The sequence below is a fragment of the Xenorhabdus stockiae genome (genome assembly GCF_002632825.1).
GTDB classification, from domain to species: domain Bacteria; phylum Pseudomonadota; class Gammaproteobacteria; order Enterobacterales; family Enterobacteriaceae; genus Xenorhabdus; species Xenorhabdus stockiae.
On record NZ_NJAJ01000009.1, the window covers coordinates 53,749 to 71,584 of the forward strand.

A 17,836-nucleotide genomic window follows, 5' to 3' on the forward strand; every position below is an offset into this window, starting at 1 on the left:
CTCATTTGTTTTTGTGTGATGATGCTTTTTTATGACGCCAGTACATCAATAGCGAAGCACCTAGTCCGCTGATTAACAGAATAACAGGTAAGATCATCAAAATATTCATGACCAAATCCTGATGTGCTTTAACAAAGGGTATCTGATTCAGGGCATAGCCAAAACTCACAATTATGATGACCCATAAGAAGCCGCTTAACCAATTAAAAAATTGAAAGCGTTTGCTGTTCAGACCGGAAATACCTGCGAAGGTGGGTAGGAGAGTACGGATAAAAGCGAGGAAACGGCCGATTAGCAATGCCGTTAAACCGTGTTTGGCAAATAAGACATTCGCCCGTTGGCGCTGCTCTGCCGGAAGCTGGGCTAGCCAGTTTTTGATCATTCGGGTGTGTCCCAGCCAGCGCCCCTGCAAATACCCCAGCCAGCATCCGAGACTGGCAGCAATCGTCAATAATATGACAGTCGGAACAAACCCCATGACACCTTTGGCAATTAAAGCTCCGGTGAGGATCAAAAGAGTATCACCGGGCAGAAATGCGGCAGGCAATAAACCGTTTTCCAATACCAGTGTGACGAAGATAACACCATAAATAATCCAGATGACATCGGGATTGGCGAGTAGGGTAAAATCATGCTGCCAAAGCGCTTGCACGATCCCGCTTAACGTTTCCATATTTATCCTGTAATTTCGGTACAATATCTTTATGACAATTTTTGTACAACCAGTGTCATACAATCGAATTAATCATACAAGTCCATGTGTTCCAGTGTACCGCAAAACGACAGCAGGATAGTTGATTTGATTCAGCATATACACATCATGGATTACAGGATGCGTTGTGGTGGCGGGGGGAAACTGCCAGCAAAGAAGCACCTGTAAAATGAAGAGTATAAAAATAAATACAGTTAACTCAACGTAATGCGGGAGAAGCCAGCATCCAGATCATCTATTAAATCCTGGGGATCTTCCAGCCCGATATGCACACGAATTAACGTTCCTGTTTTTTGGGGAAAATGATAATTACGCAGGATTGCGAGTGACTCAGGGGAAATGCCCAGAATGAGTGATTCAAATCCTCCCCAGGAAAATGCCATTTTAAAATATTGCATATTATCCAGATAGTCAGAGAGCTGTCCGGGAGTCAGGCTGACATTCAGCATAAAAGAAAACAGCCCGCAGGAACCCGTAAAATCGCGTTGGAAATAGTTATGACCGGGACAGGAAGGCAGTGCAGGGTGATAAACCTCAGCGACTTCGGGGCGTTGGGAGAGCCAATTAGCAATGATAAGGCTGCTTTCTTCATGTTGCTTTAAGCGGACAGCCAGAGTATGTAACCCTCGATTTGCGGAATAAACAGTATCAGGATCAGCAATCTGCCCCATCAAATAAGAGCTTTCCCGTAATTGATCCCAACAGCGTTTATTGGCAACAGCCGTACCGAGCATGCCATCTGAATGGCCGATAATATATTTTGTCGCGGACTGAATAGAAATATCGACACCAAAATCCAGTGCTCTGAAAAGAACACCCGCAGCCCAGGTATTATCGATCATAATAACGATATCGGGATTAACCCGTCGGGCCGCCTGTACAATAGCGGGAATATCCTGAACCTCCATAGTGAGAGAACCGGGGGATTCAAGAAAGATGACTTTTGTGTTTGGCTGAATGAGTGAGGCAATCTCTTCACCGAGTCGAGGATCAAAATAATCAGTAGAGATATGCATCTTTTTAAGAATATTTTTGCAAAATTCCTGAGTCGGTTCATAAGCTGTACCGGTTAGCAGAACATGGTCACCTGTTTCTACAAATGCCAGAATGCTGTTGGTAATAGCGGCAGTACCCGAAGGATACAAAGCACAGCCCACACCACCTTCCAGTTCAGCCATTGCTTCCTGAAAAGCAAAATGCGTCAGAGTGCCACGCCGCCCGTAAAACAGCTCACCGTTAGCCCTGTTTTTTATCGCATGCCTCATATCATCAACCGTCTTGAAAATGACGGATGAAGTGCGCTGGATAATAGGATTAACCGCTCCCTGTGTGTATTTACGCTTTCTCCCGACTTCAACTAGCCTGGTTTCCAATTTTTTTTCTGACATATAACCCTCCCCTGACTCATCACGATTGCTTAAATATGCACTTCGTCTTTCAAGTTGCCTCTTTGTTGGCTGCACTCGTTCACCCCAGTCACATAGTTATCTATGCTCCTGGGGATGAACTCCCTTGCCGCCGCGACGCATCTTGAAATCCATTGTGTATGATCATTAGCAAGTTAAAAGAATAGTCCGGTTTTTTACAAAGGGATTCTTACAACTTGACAAAAATTCAAGGTGAGTGAGAACGGTACAAAAAGAAAAAATGGATGGAGTAACTCCTTTTTATTACCACTTTTTTTATTAAATAGTAATGATAATTACTATCAAATCGCTCAATGTCTGATATCATTTGGAACGGACTTTTTCCCTTATGTGATGAAAAACATGAAACTGGGCAAAAAGTGATAAAACATATACCTAATCGATTTCGAGCTTCAGCCAACAAAGAGGCGGTTTGAAAGGCGACAGATATATCAGGATTAGCAAGATGAGTAGCGATTCACTGCTAAGTAACAGAATCTATAAAAAAGAGAGTAAGGCTAACTGATGCGTAATTTGACAGCTTCTATTCTATTGGCATTCGGGTTAACAGGTTCAGCATGGGCTGATACTACACCAGCTAATACTGCACCAACTACAGCGGTTACCGCGCCAGAAAATCAGGCTGCCACTCAGGTAGCAGCGCCGGAAACACCGGTATCTTCCGTGGCTCCACAGGCTAGTGAAGTGAAAACAGAGACACAGCAAGGTGAAGCGCAGAAAACGGGCGAGGCAGCGACGGCAGAACAGCCAACAGTCACTACAGAAGTTACTGAAATAACAGAAGCTGGTGCAGTAGAAACCACAGTGGCGACAGAAACAGAAAATCTGTCCAGCGGTTTTGCGACGGATCTTTCCGTTTTTGGTATGTATCAGAATGCTGACGCAGTCGTAAAAAGCGTCATGATTGGTCTGGTGATTGCCTCTATTATTACATGGGCACTCTTTTTCTCTAAAGGATCTGAACTGTTAATAGCGCGTCGTCGCTTGCGTAAAGAACAACTGGCTTTAGCTGATGTTGCCAGTCTGGATGAAGCAGTAAAAATTTCCTCTGATTTCGGTAAGAACAGCATTAGCCGCTTGTTACTGAGCGAAGCACAGACTGAGCGCAGCTTATCTGCCGAAAGTATCGATAAAGACGGTACAAAAGAGCGTACATCATTCCGTATGGAGCGTGCAGTTGCTGCAATCAGCCGCCATATGGGACGTGGAAACGGTTATCTGGCAACTATCGGTGCAATTTCACCGTTTGTCGGCCTGTTCGGAACTGTCTGGGGGATCATGAACAGCTTCATTGGTATTGCCCATTCACAAACCACTAACCTTGCCGTTGTTGCTCCGGGTATTGCAGAAGCACTGCTGGCAACCGCACTAGGTCTGGTCGCTGCAATTCCTGCGGTCGTTATCTATAACATTTTTGCCCGTGTTATTTCATCATACCGTGGGCAGGTTGGTGATACTGCGGCACAGGCAATTTTGTTGCTTGGTCGTGATCTTGATTTGGCTGACAGAAAAACTGATAAAGCAGAAGCAAGGTAATTAATTATGGCAATACGTCTTAATGAAGATTTGGACGATAGCGGTGAATTACACGAGATTAACGTCACACCCTTTATTGATGTCATGTTAGTGTTGCTGATCATCTTTATGGTGGCCGCACCACTGGCAACCGTTGATATCAAGGTTGATTTACCGGCATCAACAGCCAAACCACAGCCACGGCCGGAGAAACCGGTCTTTCTGACGGTAAAAGCAGACAGCCAGTTATTTGTCGGTGATCAACAGGTTGATCGTGATTCGCTCTCTTCAGTCTTGGATCAGACAACTCAGTCCAATAAAGAGACCACGATTTTCTTCCAGGCGGATAAAAGCGTGGATTATGAAACTCTGATGAGTGTCATGGACTCTCTGCGTAAAGCGGGTTACCTCAAAGTGGGACTGGTCGGAATGGAAGCGGTAGAAGCGAAATAAACGCTACAAAATTAATTCTGTATGAATAATAAAACCTGCCCGAATAATAAATTCGGGCAGGTTTTTTCCATTTGTGAGAATAAATCATTAATGAATCGATTAATGTTGGTTTTATATTTCTGTTCTTACATCTACAATGATTAATTAAAATGGTTTCATCTTAATTATTAATGGAGTGATGTTTTATTAATAATTAATTCTCTGTCATGATATAATTAACATCTCCAGTTGTATTTGATTAAGTGAATAACTGTAGTTGCTCCATTTTTGTTTCCTGTGTCGATATTTTAATACTAAATCTATTTAGGTCAGTGTTCTTATTTATCCAAGGAGAAAATATGAGTAACCAGAATGATTTTAAAGCGTTTGCCACCGGTGGAAATGCCAATCTTCCTACTCAGATATCTATAAATGGTGGTTATCAGGAATTACCTAGCGGTTTGATTATTCAATGGGGAATTCATAGATTTAAACCACTGGTTGAAAATAAAGTCAATTTACCTATACCTTTTAAAAAAGTCATCTTAAATATTCAGATTGTAGATACAGAAGGATTGGTTGTTCCTATGGCTGCAGCGGTATATCCTGATGGTACTTTAGATAGTTTCAGAGCTTGGTGTGCTGGTAGAAGTTTTAGTTACGATGGTAAGGAGTATCAGATTCTGGAATCTACTCCTATCAATGGTCAATATCTTGTTATAGGTTATTAATTTATATTTTAGTATAAATTAAAACATTAAAACAACTGCCATATTTTTTTGGCAGTTGTTTTTAAATTGTAAAATAATGATGAAATTATCTAAATGTTTTTCCAATCAAACGGTAATAATTCACCTAATGATAAAACCACCTCTTTATTAACTTTCACTTCGGTGTGTATATTCTCCCGATTTATCTGGCTGATAAATTCGCGACAACGACCACAAGGAGGGATAATATCGCCAGATTTATTAACCGCGATAACTTTAATTATCCGGTTCCCTCCATGTTTTATCATATCGGCGATGGCACCGTGCTCTGCACAAAATCCCATAGAGCAGGAAGTATCAATACTCACTCCGGTATAAATATGGCCGGATTCACACTGAATGGCCGCAGCGACGTGACCATATTTAATATATTTATTTAATTGTGTCGGAGAAATAAGCTGGTGTGCAATACTTTCCATTTCATCAAAAGAGACCATAATTTATTTCCAATAAATAAACAATAAAGTTTACTCTTTAATACTACGAATAAGATCAACAACGGATTTCGCCATTTCCTCTTCGTTTTCTCCTTCTACCCGAACAATAATTTCCATGCCATTTTTAATTCCCATCGACATAATTTTGAACATGCTTTTTAAATTAGCAACTTTATCTCCTCTGATAATTTCTACTGTGCCACTATAAGTCTTGGCTAAATTACAGAGTTGTGCCGAAGGCCGGGTATGTAGCCCCGAAGGGGCTGTTACTATTACGGAATATTCGATCATGACTTTATCTATCCCTTCGTCATTCAGTTAATGAACCACCACGTGTCTGGATAACGTTCTGATACCAATAAAACGAATCTTTCTTATAACGGGCGAGATCTTTGAGATCGTCATCAGTGCGGTTGACGTAAACAAAACCATACCGCTTTTTGTAACCATTGCTGGTGGAAAGAAGATCAATAAAACTCCACGGGTTATAGGAAAGCACGACAACGCCGGAATCCATTGCCCGTTTAATCGCTTGTAAGTGTTGTTTCAGATAATCAATGCGATAGCTGTCATGAATGGTGCCATCAGATTCCAGAATATCATCAGCGCCAAAACCATTTTCGGTGATCATTAATGGCTTTTGATAACGGGTATATAAATCGCGTAATAGATACTCAAGCCCAAGCGGATCAATAGACCAATCCCAGTCGGTAGTATCAAGCTGTGGGTTTTTGTGGATCTGATAGTAATCAGGCTGGATCTCATAACCGTCCATTTGCCCTTTGATACCTGTCGGATTAAAGCCATCCATGCGCCTCTGAGCACCTGCTGGTGCGGCGGCGGCTGCATGGCTGCAATAGTAATTGAGAGCCAGAAAATCAGAATATCCTTCTTTGATTAACGCCATATCCCCATCTTCAATATTAGGTGCCAGCCCCTGGCTTTTCAGGTAGATCAAAGCGGATTGATTATATTCGCCTTTCAAATAAATATCGGTGAAATAGTAATTACGCAGATCATTGGCATTCTGAGCTGCCAGATTATCTTCTGGTTTGCTGGTCAACGGATAAATAGCTGAATATCCCAATGCTGCCCCAACCTGACCTTCCGGCACCCATTGATGGACTAATTTACAGGCGATGGCGTGAGCCAGATTCATGTGATGATTTATCTGATATTTAATCTGTTCGTTATCGAGATACTGTTCAGGGATAAAACATTTTTTCGTCCAGAATTGTACGATAATGCTTTGTTCATTAATCGTCAGCCAGTACTTGGCTTTCTTGCTATATTCTCTGATAACAAATTCAGCGTAGTAGGCAAAATCATTGACACTTTGCCTGTCAATCCAGCCATGATATTTTTCCACCAAAGCCATTGGCATATCATAATGATAAAGTGTTGGGATTGGGGTAATACCATTTTCTAATAATTCATCGATAAGATTATGGTAAAACTGTACGCCTTCATCATTGGGTTTCCCGATGCCATCAGGAAAAATACGCGACCATGCGATAGAAAAACGATAGGCTTTTAATCCCAGCTCTTTCATTAATGCAACATCTTCTTTATAGCGATGATAATGATCACTGGTAATATGGGAATCAGCTAACCCTGGTTTATTATTGAGAATATCTTGCTGTGATAATTTCTTACCATATTTTTCTGCTGCGCCTTCAACCTGATAAGCACTGGTTGCTGCTCCCCAGAGAAACATTTCAGGAAATAGCGTGTTATTTTTCGTCATGATGATTTTTTCCTTTATTATCGTTCACACTTTTAATGTGTTTATATAAACCAATTATTTCTTCTCTCAGGAGTAATTCGCTGCGTATCGTCATTAACGTATCCTGAGCATGAATAAATAGCAGACTTAATTTAATATCATCGCCCTGAGTCTCTTTCTGAATAACATCAGTTTGTGTTTGATGAGCTGACAACATCATCTTTCGTGCTTTTTCCATATATATGCGAGCATTTTCAAAATCGCCATTACGAGCGAATTTCATTGCTTTTTCACTTTTTTCTCTGGCATTACCTGCATCGAGAATAATTTCCATAGAAATAGCAATTAAGATATTTTCCTCACTATTCATGATTGTTTTTCCTTGTAGTAGAGTCGTTTATGCTGCGTTGAGGCTTTCTTCTTCAATGCGTTTTTTCTCATACACTTTAAAGAAGGGATACCAAGTAACGAGGAACACGGCCATTAGCACCAAATAGCAGATGATTGCTCGCCAGTCCTCAGTAATCATGACGCTGGAAAACGGGGCTGGTATTTGACCGACCTGAATCATTTTGGCAGGGATATTCAGCCAGTCGGAGCGCATAAACACCCAGATAATGATCGGGCTGGTGATCGCATTAATCCACATCGGCAGCATGAGCAGTGGGTTGAGCACAATTGGTGTACCAAACACCAGTGGCTCATTGATATTGAAAAACGAAGGCCCGATACAGATATAACCTGTTGCCTTAAGATCTCTGGATTTTGAAAACAGCATTAAAAGATTCAATGCGAGAGTGGCACCGGTTCCACCCATTGTGATCAACGCCGCTGTATACATGGTTTCATAAGTCACAATATTGGTCGGGGCCTGACCTGCCGCCACCAAAGTAATATTGGTGCTGATACCAAGCATAAAAATAGGCATTTGCAGGCCAGTAAATGTCCAGACGGAAATCCCCATTGAGAATGCAATAGCCGGAATTAATGCCATCAATATAAAGCCCGGCAGTGTCTGACCGAATGCAGCAATAGGTGAAAAGAGGTAAAGCAGGCGGGAGAAAATATCAATTTCAAAGGTGAATACTAATAATGTTCCGATTCCGATAGAAAGCAGAATCGGAATAATGGCGTGTATCCAGCCAGTGACAAAATCAGGTAGAGTACTGTCTTTCAGAAAACCTATTTTTGTGTATAAGTGGAAAAGATAGGAAACAAACAGGCCGGTGACAATCCCCAGTAAAATTCCCGCAGGGCCGAATCGTTCAAAACTAACAATCATATTACCGTCAGAAAACTCTGGCTTAATGAACATCATATAAACACAAATGGACGTCAGGCCGGCAATCAGGGTATAACGAAAATGATGAAGTTTTTCCATCATCTGATTGGCAATCATAAACGCTGTAATTAAGCCGAGCATGCCAAAGGAATATTCAGCTATTCGACCAAGATTGGGTAAAAAAGGAAGATAAGAACGAAATACATTATAAAAAAATATCAGTGAACCCGCTAAAATAAACGGGATGTTTTTCTGCATGGAACCAGAAATAGCAGCAACCCATGGTCGTTTAGTGAAATTTTGCATCGCTGGTGCAAACGAATCAGATAACCACGACATAAATGCTTTCATTTTGCATCTCTCTTTATTATTTTCTCTTCCATCAATTGGATATAAATAAAAAACCCCGGTGCTGTAAATAATAATGTTAATGATTCAATTTATTTGTTTAGTGTGGCTATAGCTAATTCCAGCAATGCCTCGCCATCCAGTTTGCCATAGATATTTTGTGGTACGACAATGACGGGAATATTATAAATATCAGCATGTTTCTGGAATTCTTCTTGTTGGGAGGCATAATGAGGGCCAAGAAATAAAATATCGATTACTGAAAAATACTCAGTAACTTCGCTTTCGCTTCTGGCTTCAACAGTAACGGATAATTCTTTTTTTCTGGCAGCATTTCTGGTTTTTGTAGCCAGCATTCCACTGGAAATACCAGCACCACAACACAACATAATAAAAATGGTTTTCATATAAACTCCTCATTATTTTGTCGCTAATTGATTTTTGTTTTCGGATATATAAACTACTATCTTAAATTCGGATTTAATATTCAATTATCTGTTTTCACTTGAGGAGGGCAATTTTCTGTTTTTTTAATTGGTTTAATTTGTAAGTTTTAAGCGTTACTTGTTCATTTAACAGGGGGGTTATAATGCTAAGGCCTAAGCAGAAAGAATTATTGAATTACTTAATGGAACAAAATAACCCGGTTTTAGCCGTTAAATTATCTCAGGTTTTAAATGTTTCAATCAGAACTGTCAAAAACTATGTGCTGGAAATTAATGAATCCTACAGGAGTAAAATCATTATCTCCGGACGTTCAGGGTATGTTTTATCATCTGATTCAAATCTTAAATTGAAGCAAAAACTCAGTGATTTTCCGAGAACCTATCAGGAAAGAGCATGTTATCTGATTAAGTCTATTCTGTTATTCAGGAAAAGTAATAAAATTTATGATCTCAGTGCAGATTTATATATCAGTGATTCAACTTTAAAATCAGTGATATATAAAATGAATGGTTCCTTTGAAAAATTTAATGTCAGGTTCTTATGCAAAAATAACCGCTTTGAAATTATAGGCTCTGAGCTGGACTTAAGAGAGTTAGCCTATCATACCATCATGGAGCAGGCAGACTACAGAACTCTGGATTTGAAAAAATTGGTAATATTATTCGGGGAACAGCAGGTTGAAATTATATCTGATATTATTGCGCAGGTATTTAATAATCGGGGCTACTCTGTTTATGAACTCTCATATACAAATCTTGTGCTGCGCTTTTTGATACTGCTCAAGCGATTAAATTATGGCAAGTATTTAAAAAACCAATTGGCCTTTATAGAAGAAAATCAGGGATTAAAATCAATAACAGAAGAGCTGTGTGACAGGTTACAAGATACTTTTAATACTCCTATAGAAGAGAATGAGAGAAAATTTTGTTACACCTTACTGAAAATCAATACCAATATTACTCAGACAGGGAAAAGTAAATTAATTGAATCAGACAAAGCGGATTTATATCAGCTTTCCAGACAGCTCGCTGAATCGGTAGCAGAGCATTATTTGATTAATTTAGCAACGGATGATTTTATTTCATTATTCTGTTTGCATATTGCAGGTCTGAAAATACGCTTGCAGCACAATGTTCATACCAGAAACCCTATGTTGGATATGATAAAAAAAGAATGTCGTACTGTTTTTGATATCGCTGTTTTTATTTCCTTACAATTAAATGAGTTTTTTGGTAATAAACTGAATGAAGATGAGATTTCTTTTCTTGCTTTACATGTTGGTGCTGAATTTGAACGACAAAAAACTAAAGGCCACAAAGTACAGACAGTACTTTTATGTCCGGGCTATAAGGGCATTGAAAACAAAATATACCACCAGTTATTACGTGATTTTGGTGATGAAATAAATATTATTAAAATAATATCACAGCCTTCTGAACTGGAGTGTTTTGAATTTGAGTTATTGATTACAACTATAAATATTCCTTTCAGTCATAAATATGAAACAGTGTGTATCTCTCCTTTTCAGATGCGAGATAGGCGTGCACAGTTGCTTGGTAAAATTGATATCGCTAATGCGAACAGGAAAAGAAGAGCGCTACAACGTAATTTTGACCTGTTTTTTGAACCTGGATTGTTCTGGTTTGAACCCGGTTTTCAGCATAGGGATGAACTTATCGATGTGCTCTGCCAGACTATGTTTGCAAAGGGCTATACTGAGGCCGATTTTGTCAGCTATGTTTATCAGCGGGAAAGCGCTTCTTCAACTGCGTTTGGTATGCTGGCATTACCGCATTCAGCAAAGATGGATGCGATAAAGACCGGTGTTGCAGTCGCTATCAGCCCAAAAGGTATTCTCTGGGGGGAAAGTGAGCGTGTACATGTTGTTTTTTTGATTGCGATAAACAGAATCGACAGGGCGTGTTTTGCGGAGTGTTATGATGCGTTATTGGATGTTTTCAGTCAGGATGAAATGATTAATCAGCTAAATAAAATAACTTGCTTTGAACAGTTTCGGAGAATCTTCATCAGATCAGGTGATAATGTTGATATTGAAAGATGAGGATTTTGTTAATTATTAAAAAGCAGGCGTTGATTTTTATTATAACCTCAACGCCAATTCTTTTGCTGTGAAATAAAATTAGAATGGAAAGGTTTATTTCTTATCTGAACCAATAGATATTAATTTTATTATTGCTGTAATCTGTGGTGAAACATCTGTTTCTGGTAAAGGCGGGATCAGCCCTAATACCATTTTCCTAAGTGGTTCAGAAATGACCATGGAAATAGCCAGCTCACTGAAAGTATTATAATTAAACTTATTTAACACTCCTTGCTCATGTTGATTGTTTAACCAGCTTTCTAAAATAACTTTACTGTTTTCGATACCGCTTTTTTGATACTTTTCCAGTAAAGTATTGCGATGAGGGAAATCAGACTGTAATAATTTAAATAACCCCACTTCATTTTCAGACAAATACTTATCAGAAATATCCTTTAAATATTTTTCTAATAATATTATCACTTGATGGGAAGTACTGGCATTTTTGGTTAGAGATGGAGGGGAATTATCTTGCCAGTCTAATACAACTTGCTCAATTAGTTCTTCTCTGTTTTTAAAAAAACGGTAAAGTGTTTTTTTGGCGATTTTAGCTTTTTGGGCAATAACATCCATGGTTGTTTTGTTATAGCCCTGATTTAGCAAGAGAGAAAGAGTAATATCATGAATTTTTTGGCGTATTTCTGATTCTGGAATTGCTGGTCTGCCTCGTGCTCGCGGGTAGTTTTCTGCCATTTTAGCACCTTATAGGTTGTTAATATTTATTGTACTGGATTGGCGTTGTTCATTTAAAAATATAAGGAATGCTCCCTCGGAATAAAAGGAAATATCCCAATTTCCACGAAATACAGAACTCTTCGGCAGTTGTCAATATTTACAATAAGTGATTATCATGTGGCCCATAATACTTAACAGTGAAAAATGCTGTTTAGAGTTATATCGTCTCTTTTTCATTACTGGCCTGATTTTTTATAACTTACTGTTTTTAATAACTAATTGACATAATTGATGCTATTAGAGTATTGAATCTCTGCTCATTACGTGACCTGCTTCACAGGATAGCACTTTTGGATAAATTTTGTTAGCAAAAGGTTAAATTGGATCTTAGTATCGCTATTGCTAATTACAAAATTAACCATAAAGTAACAAAGATTGCTAAATGTTAATCCGCCTAATTAATCTTTTGGGAAATTTCTTTATTGAATAAGTGTTTCTTAGAAAGTGTATTTCATGGCGGTGGCAAAAGGTAAAATAACAATACAAGTGAGGACCATAATAATGACAAAACACAACGTAATAGCAATGGCAATAGCAATGGCAATTCCGGCTTGTTTTATAACTGGGACTGCAAATGCGGCTGAAATTTATAATAAGGATGGTAATAAAATAGATTTATATGGCAAAGCTGAAGTTCAGCGTTATTTTGCTAAATCAAAAAGCAAAGAAGCAGGGGATAATTCCTTTGGTCGTATTGGTATTAGAGGAACTACCCAGCTTACAGATTCTATTTCCGGGTATGGGCGCTGGGAATTCAATATGGGTGCCAGTAGAACTGAAGTTGAAAGCAGCCAATTTGCAAGAACGCGTCTGGCTTTTGTCGGTTTTAAACTGGGTGAGTACGGCACACTGGATTATGGGCGTAACTTTGGTGTTGTCTATGATGCTAACGCTCTGACAGATATGATGACTGTGTTTGGTGGGGATAGTATGGCCGCCACTGAGAACTTCATGATGGGCCGTGCAACAGGGTTGTTAACTTATCGTAATACTGACTTTTTCGGGTTAGTAAACGGTTTGAATTTCGCCCTGCAATATCAGGCTAAGAATGATGGCGGAACCCTAAATACCCGTAATGATATTGCGCGGCAGAATGGTGATGGTGTCGGTCTTTCCAGCTCCTATAATTTGGGGCATGGTTTTACTGTAGCTGCTTCTTATGGCAATTCTAACCGTACTACAGATCAGAAAAACGGTACTGCATCAGCTAAGGTGCTGGCAAAAGGGAACAAAGCAGAAGCCTGGCTGGTATCAGCAAAATACGATAAAAATAACGTTTATCTGGCCGCTATGTACGGAGAAGCGCGTAACCTGACCCGATTTGGCAGCTCAGTGGATAACCGCGTGATGTTCGCAAACAAAACTGAAAACATCGAGTTAACCGCTCAGTATCAATTTGATTTTGGTCTGCGTCCGGGGATTGCTTATGTTTACTCCAAAGGTAAAGATTTAGGTAAGGATCTGGGTGAGAATAATCTGTTAACAAACAAAAATTCTGAAGATTTGGTGAAGTATATTTCTGTCGGTGCATCTTATAATTTCAACAAAAATCTGGGCACCTATGCTGAATATCAGATTAATCTTCTGAAAGATAATGCTTTCACAAAAGCAACTAAGCTTAATACTGATAACGTAATGGGTGTTGGCCTCGTATATCGTTTCTGATAATAGCTGAAGTAATGAGCCTCAATGGTGCTGTCATTGAGGCTCTACCCGATATAAATTAGCTTTCTGCTTCACCACCCAGAGCATCAATCGTATTTTTTATCAGCGCACTTAACTCACCCGTCATCAGCGTAAAATCGGCATCAAATCGCTGGGCGACATCTTCACGATCAATATCGTCATTCTGGTCACGTAATGTTTCGCTGAACTTTATACGCTTGTAAGAGCCATCATCTGACAACATGAACTGAATCCGTTCTTCCCAGTCCAGCGCCAGTTTGGTGACATATTTCCCGGATTCAATGTGCGTTGCTATTTCGTCAGATACTAACTCCTGTTTCTTACAGCGGATAACTCCACCTTCTTCCAGAATGGCTTTCAATTCTGCTTCATCCATCAGAGCATAACCCGCAGGCAGGTCTCCTGAACGAACCCATTCAGTTAATGTTAACTCAATAGGATCAGCAAACGTCAGAGGAACGACAGGCAATGAACCCAGCGTTTTTCTGAGCAATGCCAGATTATCCTCAGCGCGCTTGGCACTGGCGGAATCAACAATAATCAGATGGTTAACAGTATCTATCCAGATATAAGTCTGGCTGAAACGGCTGAATGCCCTTGGCAATAAAGTATGAATCACTTCATCTTTCAGCGAGTCTTTCTCGGTTTTTTTTAATTTCCGGTGTTGTTCTCCTTCCAGACGGGCAATTTTGGCCTGAAGTTCCTGTTTAATGACCGGAGAAGGCAACATTTTTTCTTCTTTGCGTGCACAGATCAGGATCTGATTACCTGCTGCATGTGTTAGTGCTTCACCATGAGCACCCATTGGCGGAACCCAGCCTGTTTTCATCATATCCTGACTGCCACATGGGGTGAATGCCAGTGGGCTTAATTGTTTTTCCAGTTCATCCGCAGAAAGCGATATTTCTCGGTTTAAACGGTAAATCATTAAATTTTTGAACCATAACATGCGGTTACCCCATATTTATGCATTGTGACAAACGTCATATAAACGTTATTTGAAAAGCGTAGCTGTGCATGATAACGAATCATGCGGTGAAGCCCTAGCAATTCATCCCCGTCGTTTTGTAGGTTTTCTTTTTGTTGTTTATGCACAATTCTGAAAACAAACGTCCAATTCCTAAAACAAAGTGACGTTATAGTTCTTGATTGTTAATGCTGCTCAGGCAATGATCCTGTAACAACACGATCCAGTTAGGCTGAAAAATTCAGCTAACGGTTAACCACAGAGAAAAAGGTAAGCTATGCGTATAGGTATTGATCTTGGTGGAACCAAGATTGAAGTGATCGCATTGGGCGATCAGGGAAAAGAGCTGTTTCGTAAGCGGGTAGATACTCCCCGCAACGATTACCCGCAGACTTTGGCTGCGATTGCCGGTTTGATAGCAGACGCAGAACAGGCAACTGGTCAGAGAGGAACAATCGGGATTGGTATTCCGGGTGCAATTTCACCTTTTACCGGAAAAGTTAAAAATGCCAATTCTGTCTGGCTGAATGATCAGGTACTGGACAGAGATATTTCTGCCCTGTTAGGGCGCGAAGTCCGGGTTGCTAATGATGCGAACTGTCTGGCTGTATCAGAAGCGACTGATGGTGCGGCGGCAGGTAAACAAATGGTATTTGCGGTTATTGTCGGGACTGGCTGTGGCTCGGGTCTGGCATTTGATGGCAGAGTCCATGCGGGTGGAAATGGTCTGGCTGGAGAGTGGGGTCATAACCCGTTGCCGTGGATGGATGATGAAGACCGTGCATATCAGGAAGAGGTGCGTTGTTTCTGTGGTAAACCTGGTTGTACCGAGATGTTTGTATCGGGAACCGGCTTTATGAGAGATTATTTCCGCGCCAGTAGTATACACAAAAAAGGCCATGAAATCATGGAGGCCGTGGCACAAGGGGATAAAATCGCAGAACTGGCTATCCAGCGTTATGAAAGACGTCTGGCGAGGGCATTGGCACAGGTCGTTAACTTGCTTGATCCCGATGTTATTGTCTTGGGCGGTGGTATGAGTAATGTTGATCGTCTTTATCAGACTCTGCCCGGATTAGTCAGCGAGTGGGTGTTTGGTGGCGAGTGTGCAACACCTATCAAAAAAGCGCTGCATGGTGATTCCAGTGGAGTGCGCGGAGCTGCGTGGTTATGGCCTCATTCTCATAAATAACCGCATATTGCCCTTTATTTTTTCTGAAAGATGAAGGGCATACCATTTAGACCGATGAATAAACATAATGTATAAGACATTTCTTTTTGTCTTTGGCTGATTGCGTGTAAAAAAATAAATTTTACCTTAACCTGACTTAAGTTAAATTTTCAATTTAATGCATGAGTTGTATTTCTATGTTACGGGTAATAACAAAAATAAAAGTGCAATCAATGCGTATTATTAATCATATGTTTTTTATAATAATAAAAATATATTTCGATTGAGGTTGATTAAATATATTCATTGAATTTAATTTTATGAGTTTTTATAGATTATAAAAAAATCGATTTATTAAATTGTGAATAATAAAAATTAATATAAAGAATACATTTTTTGTGCTGTGGTAAAAATAGTCTGTAATGATGATATTTAAACGATGAAAGGCTGTTTTATGATTCATGTCACATATTAGTGTAAATTTTTTCTAACCTGTTTTAATTAGTGTGCACCCCTTCACGAAAAACATTGTTTTCTTTAGTTATTATAAATGCGTGTAATGGGATGAATACAGCACACGAACTTAATACATCAATGTAGTACAACATGATATTGGAGATTTAATTCTCCTGTTTTTTATTTTTCACTTTCATTTTTTAATCTTATTGCTGGTTAAATATGGCATGTTATAAATATTCTAACGAGGAAATTTCATTAGAAATAATAATCAATAATACTGATTCTATCATTTTTTAAACACGTCTTTTATTTTCACGAAAATAGTGACGGGTTTTTATTGCCCTGAATATATTGCGCACAGTTCGTGATAGCGGGACGTATTACCTAAAAATTAATCTTTGTGGGTGTCTTATTATGAAAAGCATGAAGCCATTGGCTGCATTAATTGGATTATTGGTTATTTCTGGCAGCGCTGGTGCCGTTACGGTTTACAATGACAAGGGAACCAAAGTCGATTTGATTGGGCAGTTTCGTCTGAAGGCAAAAACCACCAGTCAGGATCGCGATATCAATATTCGCGATGATGGCAGCCGCATTGGTATTGGTGGTAGTCATCAATTAACCAGAGATATTCGCGTATTTGGTAAAATGGAATGGGGTTCAGATACTCAAAGATCAAATAGCGATAATTCTAAAACCAGTTTTGAAATGTACAATCGTCTTGGTTATATCGGCGCATCCCATCGTGATTATGGCCAGATTCAATTAGGCCGGACTTATATTCCTATTGATTGGGTAAAAAAATCCAGCTACGGCTATGGCAACACAGGCGTATTTTATTTCAGTGATGTCCTGAGCCGTGCAACAGGCTACAGCAATGACGGGGTGGGCAAAAACAATTTCGTAACCCGCCTGCCGCAAACAATTTTTATTCAGACCAACAGTTATGAAGGCTTTAAGCTTGCTGCCACTTACAGTGGTAAATCCGGTTCAGATAAAGATCGCCAGCATGGTGATTTGCGCCACGCCTATTCTGTTGTTGGTTTCTATGAATCAAAGTTTGGCCTGAAATTTGATGCTGGTTACTCCGCGGCAACGGGAGAAGCACACCGAAAAATAGCGGGTGGCGAGCGTAAAGTTGCTGATGTTTCCCCACAAGACAGTTTACTGGCTTTTGGTATGGAATATTACTTCCCCGGACGTGAATTCTCTGTTGGTGTGGATTACGGACAGGCACGTTCCCGCAACTCAGGCATGATTTATCAGGAAGGCGGAAACAGTAAACTCAGTTCCAATTCCGTCAAAGGAAACTGGAAAGCAAACCTGTATGGCCTGGGTGCGAAATGGCACTGGGATAAAATTGAAAGCGGCATGTATGCAGGTTATTACCTGCGTGACGGTGATTCCAACACATTCAACTATAAAAAACAGACTTACACCGTTGGTTTAGATAAACGTTTTTCTGTTTCTCAGTACAATAGCATACGTCTGTTTGTTGAAGCGGCATATGATGATGCCCGCAGTGACAACCCGGTTTACAGAGATAAGAAACAGACCATTCTGGAAACCGGTGCACGTTTGTTTTTTTAATTGAATAAATTCTTTCTAAGAAAAATGTTAT

17 protein-coding genes are annotated in these 17,836 nt (G+C 39.8%); 7 read left to right on the forward strand and 10 right to left on the reverse strand.

All coding sequences use genetic code 11. From position 1 onward, the window contains the following. Position 1: 1 nt before the first annotated feature. Both Xsto_RS06065 and metC read right to left on the reverse strand, forming a co-directional pair. The gene (locus Xsto_RS06065; RefSeq protein WP_099108779.1) at positions 2 to 673 is read right to left on the reverse strand and encodes a DedA family protein; all 672 of its coding nucleotides are present in this window, start codon (positions 671 to 673) and stop codon (positions 2 to 4) included. Between the two features lie 233 nt (positions 674 to 906). Continuing rightward, positions 907 to 2,100: a cystathionine beta-lyase gene (gene metC, locus Xsto_RS06070; protein WP_099124386.1), complete on the reverse strand. Its 1,194-nt coding sequence runs from the start codon at positions 2,098 to 2,100 to the stop codon at positions 907 to 909. Between the two features lie 543 nt (positions 2,101 to 2,643). Between metC and exbB the strand changes: the two genes are divergently transcribed. The 3 genes from exbB (at position 2,644) to Xsto_RS06085 (ending at position 4,817) form a co-directional block, all read left to right on the forward strand. Next, positions 2,644 to 3,675, forward strand: coding sequence for a tonB-system energizer ExbB (gene exbB / locus Xsto_RS06075; RefSeq protein ID WP_099124387.1), 1,032 nt, complete (start codon positions 2,644 to 2,646; stop codon positions 3,673 to 3,675). Positions 3,676 to 3,681: 6 nt separating this feature from the next. Continuing rightward, positions 3,682 to 4,107, forward strand: a complete 426-nt coding sequence (exbD, locus tag Xsto_RS06080; protein WP_099108776.1) for a TonB system transport protein ExbD — start codon at positions 3,682 to 3,684, stop codon at positions 4,105 to 4,107. Positions 4,108 to 4,445: 338 nt separating this feature from the next. Continuing rightward, positions 4,446 to 4,817: a gp53-like domain-containing protein gene (locus tag Xsto_RS06085; protein ID WP_099124388.1), complete on the forward strand. Its 372-nt coding sequence runs from the start codon at positions 4,446 to 4,448 to the stop codon at positions 4,815 to 4,817. A gap of 89 nt (positions 4,818 to 4,906) precedes the next feature. On the opposite strand, the gene Xsto_RS06090 is transcribed toward Xsto_RS06085, so the two are convergent. The 6 genes from Xsto_RS06090 to Xsto_RS06115 form a co-directional block, all read right to left on the reverse strand. Further along, positions 4,907 to 5,293 carry a cytidine deaminase family protein gene (locus Xsto_RS06090; RefSeq protein WP_169926595.1) on the reverse strand — a complete coding sequence of 129 codons (387 nt, stop codon included), beginning with the start codon at positions 5,291 to 5,293 and terminating at the stop codon, positions 4,907 to 4,909. Positions 5,294 to 5,323: 30 nt separating this feature from the next. Beyond that, a complete protein-coding gene (locus tag Xsto_RS06095) occupies positions 5,324 to 5,584 on the reverse strand; it encodes an HPr family phosphocarrier protein (RefSeq protein WP_099120696.1) in 261 nt (86 codons plus the stop codon). A gap of 19 nt (positions 5,585 to 5,603) precedes the next feature. Beyond that, complete coding sequence (locus Xsto_RS06100) at positions 5,604 to 7,040, reverse strand: glycoside hydrolase family 1 protein (protein WP_099124389.1); 1,437 nt, start codon at positions 7,038 to 7,040, stop codon at positions 5,604 to 5,606. Further along, entirely contained in the window at positions 7,027 to 7,389 is a 363-nt protein-coding gene (locus Xsto_RS06105; RefSeq protein ID WP_099124390.1) for a PTS lactose/cellobiose transporter subunit IIA, read from the reverse strand. The genes Xsto_RS06100 and Xsto_RS06105 overlap by 14 nt, the downstream gene beginning before the upstream one ends. Positions 7,390 to 7,416: 27 nt before the next feature. Beyond that, positions 7,417 to 8,640 carry a PTS transporter subunit EIIC gene (locus Xsto_RS06110; RefSeq protein WP_211284294.1) on the reverse strand — a complete coding sequence of 408 codons (1,224 nt, stop codon included), beginning with the start codon at positions 8,638 to 8,640 and terminating at the stop codon, positions 7,417 to 7,419. A gap of 101 nt (positions 8,641 to 8,741) precedes the next feature. Continuing rightward, the gene (locus Xsto_RS06115) at positions 8,742 to 9,056 is read right to left on the reverse strand and encodes a PTS sugar transporter subunit IIB (RefSeq protein ID WP_099108772.1); all 315 of its coding nucleotides are present in this window, start codon (positions 9,054 to 9,056) and stop codon (positions 8,742 to 8,744) included. Positions 9,057 to 9,238: 182 nt separating this feature from the next. Here Xsto_RS06115 and Xsto_RS06120 point away from each other — a divergent pair, with 182 nt between their 5' ends. Then, on the forward strand, positions 9,239 to 11,158 hold the full coding sequence (locus Xsto_RS06120) for a BglG family transcription antiterminator (protein WP_099124391.1): 1,920 nt from the start codon (positions 9,239 to 9,241) through the stop codon (positions 11,156 to 11,158). Between the two features lie 93 nt (positions 11,159 to 11,251). Here Xsto_RS06120 and Xsto_RS06125 read toward each other — a convergent pair whose 3' ends face one another. Then, entirely contained in the window at positions 11,252 to 11,890 is a 639-nt protein-coding gene (locus Xsto_RS06125) for a TetR/AcrR family transcriptional regulator (protein ID WP_099124392.1), read from the reverse strand. Between the two features lie 543 nt (positions 11,891 to 12,433). Between Xsto_RS06125 and Xsto_RS06130 the strand changes: the two genes are divergently transcribed. Then, complete coding sequence (locus tag Xsto_RS06130) at positions 12,434 to 13,597, forward strand: porin (protein WP_099124393.1); 1,164 nt, start codon at positions 12,434 to 12,436, stop codon at positions 13,595 to 13,597. 58 nt (positions 13,598 to 13,655) lie between these two features. Here Xsto_RS06130 and rdgC read toward each other — a convergent pair whose 3' ends face one another. Beyond that, on the reverse strand, positions 13,656 to 14,567 hold the full coding sequence (rdgC, locus tag Xsto_RS06135; protein WP_099124394.1) for a recombination-associated protein RdgC: 912 nt from the start codon (positions 14,565 to 14,567) through the stop codon (positions 13,656 to 13,658). Between the two features lie 295 nt (positions 14,568 to 14,862). On the opposite strand from rdgC, the gene mak reads away from it, so the two are divergent. Both mak and Xsto_RS06145 read left to right on the forward strand, forming a co-directional pair. Then, on the forward strand, positions 14,863 to 15,777 hold the full coding sequence (gene mak / locus Xsto_RS06140) for a fructokinase (RefSeq protein WP_099124395.1): 915 nt from the start codon (positions 14,863 to 14,865) through the stop codon (positions 15,775 to 15,777). 852 nt (positions 15,778 to 16,629) lie between these two features. After that, positions 16,630 to 17,805, forward strand: a complete 1,176-nt coding sequence (locus Xsto_RS06145) for a porin (protein ID WP_099108766.1) — start codon at positions 16,630 to 16,632, stop codon at positions 17,803 to 17,805. Positions 17,806 to 17,836: the final 31 nt, after the last annotated feature.

Coding starts and splice junctions, on each gene's coding strand:
- Xsto_RS06065 (WP_099108779.1), bottom strand. CDS start 673: ATGGAAACGTTAAGCGGGATCGTGCAAGCGCTTTGGCAGCATGATTTT.
- metC (WP_099124386.1), bottom strand. CDS start 2,100: ATGTCAGAAAAAAAATTGGAAACCAGGCTAGTTGAAGTCGGGAGAAAG.
- exbB (WP_099124387.1), top strand. CDS start 2,644: ATGCGTAATTTGACAGCTTCTATTCTATTGGCATTCGGGTTAACAGGT.
- exbD (WP_099108776.1), top strand. CDS start 3,682: ATGGCAATACGTCTTAATGAAGATTTGGACGATAGCGGTGAATTACAC.
- Xsto_RS06085 (WP_099124388.1), top strand. CDS start 4,446: ATGAGTAACCAGAATGATTTTAAAGCGTTTGCCACCGGTGGAAATGCC.
- Xsto_RS06090 (WP_169926595.1), bottom strand. CDS start 5,293: ATGGTCTCTTTTGATGAAATGGAAAGTATTGCACACCAGCTTATTTCT.
- Xsto_RS06095 (WP_099120696.1), bottom strand. CDS start 5,584: ATGATCGAATATTCCGTAATAGTAACAGCCCCTTCGGGGCTACATACC.
- Xsto_RS06100 (WP_099124389.1), bottom strand. CDS start 7,040: ATGACGAAAAATAACACGCTATTTCCTGAAATGTTTCTCTGGGGAGCA.
- Xsto_RS06105 (WP_099124390.1), bottom strand. CDS start 7,389: ATGAATAGTGAGGAAAATATCTTAATTGCTATTTCTATGGAAATTATT.
- Xsto_RS06110 (WP_211284294.1), bottom strand. CDS start 8,640: ATGTCGTGGTTATCTGATTCGTTTGCACCAGCGATGCAAAATTTCACT.
- Xsto_RS06115 (WP_099108772.1), bottom strand. CDS start 9,056: ATGAAAACCATTTTTATTATGTTGTGTTGTGGTGCTGGTATTTCCAGT.
- Xsto_RS06120 (WP_099124391.1), top strand. CDS start 9,239: ATGCTAAGGCCTAAGCAGAAAGAATTATTGAATTACTTAATGGAACAA.
- Xsto_RS06125 (WP_099124392.1), bottom strand. CDS start 11,890: ATGGCAGAAAACTACCCGCGAGCACGAGGCAGACCAGCAATTCCAGAA.
- Xsto_RS06130 (WP_099124393.1), top strand. CDS start 12,434: ATGACAAAACACAACGTAATAGCAATGGCAATAGCAATGGCAATTCCG.
- rdgC (WP_099124394.1), bottom strand. CDS start 14,567: ATGTTATGGTTCAAAAATTTAATGATTTACCGTTTAAACCGAGAAATA.
- mak (WP_099124395.1), top strand. CDS start 14,863: ATGCGTATAGGTATTGATCTTGGTGGAACCAAGATTGAAGTGATCGCA.
- Xsto_RS06145 (WP_099108766.1), top strand. CDS start 16,630: ATGAAAAGCATGAAGCCATTGGCTGCATTAATTGGATTATTGGTTATT.